The sequence below is a fragment of the Sedimentibacter sp. B4 genome (assembly GCF_000309315.1).
In the GTDB taxonomy this organism is placed as follows: Bacteria; Bacillota; Clostridia; order Tissierellales; family Sedimentibacteraceae; genus Sedimentibacter; species Sedimentibacter saalensis.
In genome coordinates this window covers 1-217 of record NZ_CANG01000639.1, presented here as the reverse complement: position 1 = coordinate 217, position 217 = coordinate 1, and the positions used below count along the sequence as shown (strand labels likewise).

Genomic DNA, 217 nt, shown 5'->3' with positions numbered 1-217 from the left:
CCCGGGTGCTGGCGCTGGCCTCCAGCGACGACCTCGAGCGCGTGGACGCCACCTACGTGGAGTCGAAGATGCTCTCCAACGGCCACGTCGAGGCGTTCGGCACCGGTGGGGAGCCGGAGCTGAGCCAGCCGCTGGCCGAGAACGCCCGCGTCCAGGCGATTGCGAAGAAGGTCCGCACGGCGGTCGACGCGGACGGCAAGCCGGTCTCCAAGGTGCG

The 217-nt window shown here is 71.4% G+C and carries 1 protein-coding gene; it reads left to right on the top strand.

What is annotated here, in order from left to right; translation table 11 throughout:
• On the top strand, positions 1-217 hold a 217-nt coding region (locus tag BN358_RS26750; RefSeq protein ID WP_198018459.1), incomplete at both ends, for a hypothetical protein.